The following is a 4,321-nucleotide window of genomic DNA, read 5'->3' as shown; positions in this document are numbered from 1 at the left end:
CCCCCCCGCACCCCCCCGCCCCCCCCAACCCCCAAACCACGGTGAGACTCGTGGGCTCGGAGATGTGTATAAGAGACAGGTGCGGCCGATATCCCATCGACCGCACGGGGCGCTTCATATCGAAACGCAAGCTTATGCGTCTGTTACCTATCGCTTGGAATTGAAGCGGTAATGGAAGATCTCGGGGTGTGTGCGAGCATGCGTCACCTCGAACAAGATGCCGTCCGAGGTGTACGACTGACTCTCCATGACGGCAACGCAGTTGTATTTGCCGAGGTCAAGATAGCTGCAGTCTTCATCGTTGGCGAGCTCGACACTCACCGTACGGCGACTTGCCATCACTTTGATGCCGCGCTTGTGCTCCAGATAGTCGTAGATAGATTCTGCCGCGATCTCGGGGGTCAGACCCTTGGCGATCGACTCCAAAAAGTAGCCATGGTCCACTTGGCGCGCGCTGCCGTTGAGGCTTCGGACACGCACTACGCGAATCAGCTCCTCGCCCACCTTAAAGCCCAGGCGACGAGAGAGCTGCTCGGTGCAGACCAGATGTTCAAAGGACTTAACGTCCGTCGATGCAACGGCATTGTTGCGCTTTGCAAATTCGCCAAACGACTCGACTTCCTCGAGTGCGCCCAACATGTCGGTTTCGCCCTTGAGCCAAATAACGCGTACGCCCTTGCCGTGTATGGGCTGCACAAACATCTCGTCGGCCAGCATGCTCAAGGCGCGGCGGACGGTATTGCGCGTGCAGTCGAACTCTGCGGTCAGCTCGGCTTCGGTTGGCAGCATCTCCTGGAACGCATAGGTCCCGTTAATGATGCGCGAACGGATCTCGCGGTAGATTCCTTCGTAAATCGCTTTTGGCATGGCTTCACCTCTAATGAATATGTATGGCTAGGCACGATAGCATTTCTTGGGGTTGTTTAAACCGTCTATCGGCAAAGCACGGATTATTTACCGTCGACGGTTCCCCCGGCACCCAAATCGGACCGAATCAAAACCGTCAATGCGGCAAGCAGCCAGTCCTCTACAATGAGTTCATTGTTTAAACGTTCTTGCTCGCACAGCATGTTGCATCCGGAAGGCATATTATGCTGCAGAAAATCCAACGCTTTGGCGGGGCAATGTTCGCGCCCGCCATGCTGTTTTCCATATCGGGCCTTATGGTCGGCGTCTCCGCCCTCGCAACGTCTGCGGACATCGTCGGCGACCTCGCCGTATACGGAACCCCTTGGTATGTTTTTGGGCTATCATCCAGCGCGGCTCGTGGACGGTCTTTAAACGCCTCCCACTGCTTTTGCCGTAGCGCTGCCCATCGGCCTTGCCCAAAAGCAACCGGCGCGCTGCTGCTTCGAGGCACTCGTGGCCTATTTTGCCTACTGCTTCTTTTTGAGCGAGATCATTAAGCTGAGCGGCGATAACCTTGGACTTAAGTACCCGTCGTCTTTGACCTCCGCCAGCGGCATCACCATCATCGACGGCATCAAGACGCTCGACACCGGCATTAAAATTCTTATGTCCACACCGCTCGCCAACCGCATCGCCCAAGATGAAGAGCTTGGGCCTCTGCTCTGCCTCAACGAGCTCGAACTCGAGGTCACGGAAATCTCGCCTCGCGAGTGCACCAAACGGGCCGGAATCAAGGCCGTGCTTGACGCCCTGGGGCCAGATCACGGCACTGTGTACGGCATCGGCGACGCAAGCAACGACATCGCCCTCATGGAGGCGGTCGATGTTGGCGTCGCCATGGGCAACGCGCCGGACTTCCTCAAGGAAAAGGCCGACTACGTCACCGACAGTTTCGACCACGACGGCGTCGTCACCGCGCTCGAGCACTTTGGACTTATCTAGCCGCGCCTCTTGCCGCATTTGCGACAACATGGCTCAATCGTCTTCAACCGCCGCGCTCAATGCCCTAATGTGGCAATATGTTGTCTGCATAACGCAACGATGCAACCTAAGAAAGAATGCGAGAACCCGTGTCCAGTCCGTTTACCAGCTTTTTAGCCCAGCATTTTGACCAGATTAACGACTATCTGGCCACGTTCTTTGACGGACAGGCGACCTCTGCCGATATCGAGCGCTACCTGTATGGCCCGCTCTCGGCATTTACGGCCAATGCCGGCAAGCGCCACCGCCCGCTCATCTGCATGCTCGCCGCCACCGCGGTAGGCGGCAGCTTTGAGAGCGCCCGAAGCGCGGCGGCGGCCATCGAGCACTTTCAGTCGGGAGCGCTTATCCATGACGACATCGCCGACAACGGCCAGCTGCGCCGCGGCAAGCCCTGTATGCACCTTACCGAGGGTACGGGACTTGCCATCAACTGCGGCGACCTAGCGCTCACCATGGTTACCAAGACGGTTCTCGACGACCCCACGCTCGAGGCAGACGTGAAGCTCCGCGTGCTCCACGAGCTCACCGAGATGATCGTTCGCACCATCGAGGGTCAGGCGCTCGACCTGGGCTGGGTCCGCGATGGGCGCTTTGACATCTCGGTCGACGATTATCTGGACATGGCGACGCACAAGACCGCGTACTACAGCGGAGCCACGCCACTTGCCGCCGGAGCCATTATCGGTGGCGGCAGCGAAGACCAGATTGAGGCGCTGCGTGCCTTTGGCCTGCACACGGGCCTTGCCTTTCAGATCCAAGATGATCTGCTCAACCTTATTGGCACCAAGGAGGCCGCCAACAAGGACTTCCGCACCGATATCACAGAGGGCAAGCGCACGCTCGTCGCCGTGCATGCCCTGTCAGACGAGCGTTATCACGACGAAGTCGAGGCAATCCTTTCCTCGGGCACCGAGGACCCCGTGCAACTCGCACGCGCCGTGGAGATCTTCCAGCAGACCGGCTCTGTCGATTTCGCCCACACTTACGCACTCAACCTGACTGCCAAGGCCAAGGCCGCTATCGAAGGTGTCGAGCTCGACCCGCATGCACGCGAGCTGTTCGACTCCATGGCAGATTTCTTTGTGGAGCGCCTTAACTAGCGGGGGTTATAAAACCTGTCAGCAGCGCATTTGGGTACAACTTGCTACACTGTTGAGTGCATGTTTATGCAACCCTTTGCGTTGTCTATCCGACACACGCTCAAATAGTACGAATGGTACGCCGAAAGGGGTTCGTTCATGGAACCTATCACAACGGGCATGCAGGGAGCAGCCGTCGAGGACGTCCAGTCCCGCCTTCTGCAGCTCGGCTATACAATCGATGACGCCGAGGTCGCCGACAAGCGCTTTGGCACCACCACCGAGCAGGCTGTTGGCACCTTTAGGCTCGACAGCGGCCTTGCCGCTGGCTACGCCGTCGATATCCCCTGTTGGAGCGCCCTGGTAGACGCCTCGTATAAGCTGGGCGACCGCACGCTTTATCTGCGCATGCCCAATTTCCATGGTGCCGACGTTCGGGCCCTGCAGAGGGCACTCAACGTTTTGGGTTTTGCCTGCGGTGAGGACGACGGCTACTTTGGCCCGCACACCGAGGCGGCCTTGCAGCAGTTCCAAGAAAATGTCGGCCTGTTTGCCGACGGCATGGCATTCCAGGATACCTACGCCTATATCAACCGTCTGCATCACGTGTGGGAGGGCAAACCCTCGGTTACCGAGGCCGAGTCGCGCATCGGCTTTGCCCGCGCCGCCAACGTGCTCGAGCGCTTCCAGATTGCCGTCATCGGTGAGGACCCCATCGCACGCAGCGTTGCATCGCGCATGTGGAACATCGCCACGGCGACGACCGACAACAGCGGCATGATGCTTTGCGATTCCGAGATCCCGACCGACGTGGACCTGGTACTCGAGATCGCAAGCGATGAGCTGCCCGCAGATGCAGCGCCGCGCGCCACGATCGCCCTTGCCGAATGTCACAACCTGGCGCAGCGCATCCGCACTGCCAATATCGCCGCGCAACAAAAGCCTGCACGTATCCGCATTGAGCTCACGGGCATGACGCGCTACAACGGAACCTTCACCGCAAGCGACGCCCAGACACTCGCCGTACGCCTGCTCGATGGCGTTTGCGATGCCCTCGCAGATTAGGTAAACTAGACGAGCTGCTTTTGGGCAGCACCACACATTGGGACGTAGTTCAACGGTAGAACTCCGGTTTTTGGTGCCGGCTGTTGGGGGTTCGAATCCCTCCGTCCCAGCCAAGGTAACTGAGCGCCCCGGGCTTTCATCAGCCCGGGGCGCTTTCTTGTGGGCATGCGGAGGGATTCGAACCCGCAAGGGTGCGGAGCTGAGGAAACGCGAAGCGTTTTCCAGCGCAGCACGCAAGGAGCGGAGCGACGCAGCGGGGCGCGGCCGCCGGAAGGCGGACGCGG

At 59.2% G+C, this 4,321-nt stretch carries 4 protein-coding genes and 1 tRNA gene; 4 read left to right on the top strand and 1 reads right to left on the bottom strand.

Going from position 1 to position 4,321, the window contains the following annotated elements; all coding sequences use genetic code 11:
• Positions 1 to 147: 147 nt before the first annotated feature.
• Positions 148 to 867 (bottom strand): GntR family transcriptional regulator, encoded by a 720-nt coding sequence (locus tag ACTNA2_RS08965; protein ID WP_441049367.1) that lies wholly within the window; start codon positions 865 to 867, stop codon positions 148 to 150.
• A gap of 495 nt (positions 868 to 1,362) precedes the next feature.
• Here ACTNA2_RS08965 and ACTNA2_RS08960 point away from each other — a divergent pair, with 495 nt between their 5' ends.
• The 4 genes from ACTNA2_RS08960 (at position 1,363) to ACTNA2_RS08945 (ending at position 4,150) form a co-directional block, all read left to right on the top strand.
• Complete coding sequence (locus tag ACTNA2_RS08960) at positions 1,363 to 1,851, top strand: HAD family hydrolase (RefSeq protein ID WP_441049365.1); 489 nt, start codon at positions 1,363 to 1,365, stop codon at positions 1,849 to 1,851.
• 128 nt (positions 1,852 to 1,979) lie between these two features.
• On the top strand, positions 1,980 to 2,993 hold the full coding sequence (locus ACTNA2_RS08955; protein WP_441049363.1) for a polyprenyl synthetase family protein: 1,014 nt from the start codon (positions 1,980 to 1,982) through the stop codon (positions 2,991 to 2,993).
• A gap of 138 nt (positions 2,994 to 3,131) precedes the next feature.
• On the top strand, positions 3,132 to 4,037 hold the full coding sequence (locus ACTNA2_RS08950) for a peptidoglycan-binding domain-containing protein (RefSeq protein ID WP_441049361.1): 906 nt from the start codon (positions 3,132 to 3,134) through the stop codon (positions 4,035 to 4,037).
• Positions 4,038 to 4,075: 38 nt separating this feature from the next.
• Positions 4,076 to 4,150 (top strand) — tRNA-Gln (locus ACTNA2_RS08945).
• Positions 4,151 to 4,321: the final 171 nt, after the last annotated feature.

The organism is Collinsella sp. HCP28S3_E9 (assembly GCF_052065455.1).
Taxonomy (GTDB): domain Bacteria; phylum Actinomycetota; class Coriobacteriia; order Coriobacteriales; family Coriobacteriaceae; genus Collinsella.
The sequence above is the reverse complement of the archived record's forward strand: the minus strand, read 5'-3'. Positions and strand labels throughout refer to the sequence as shown.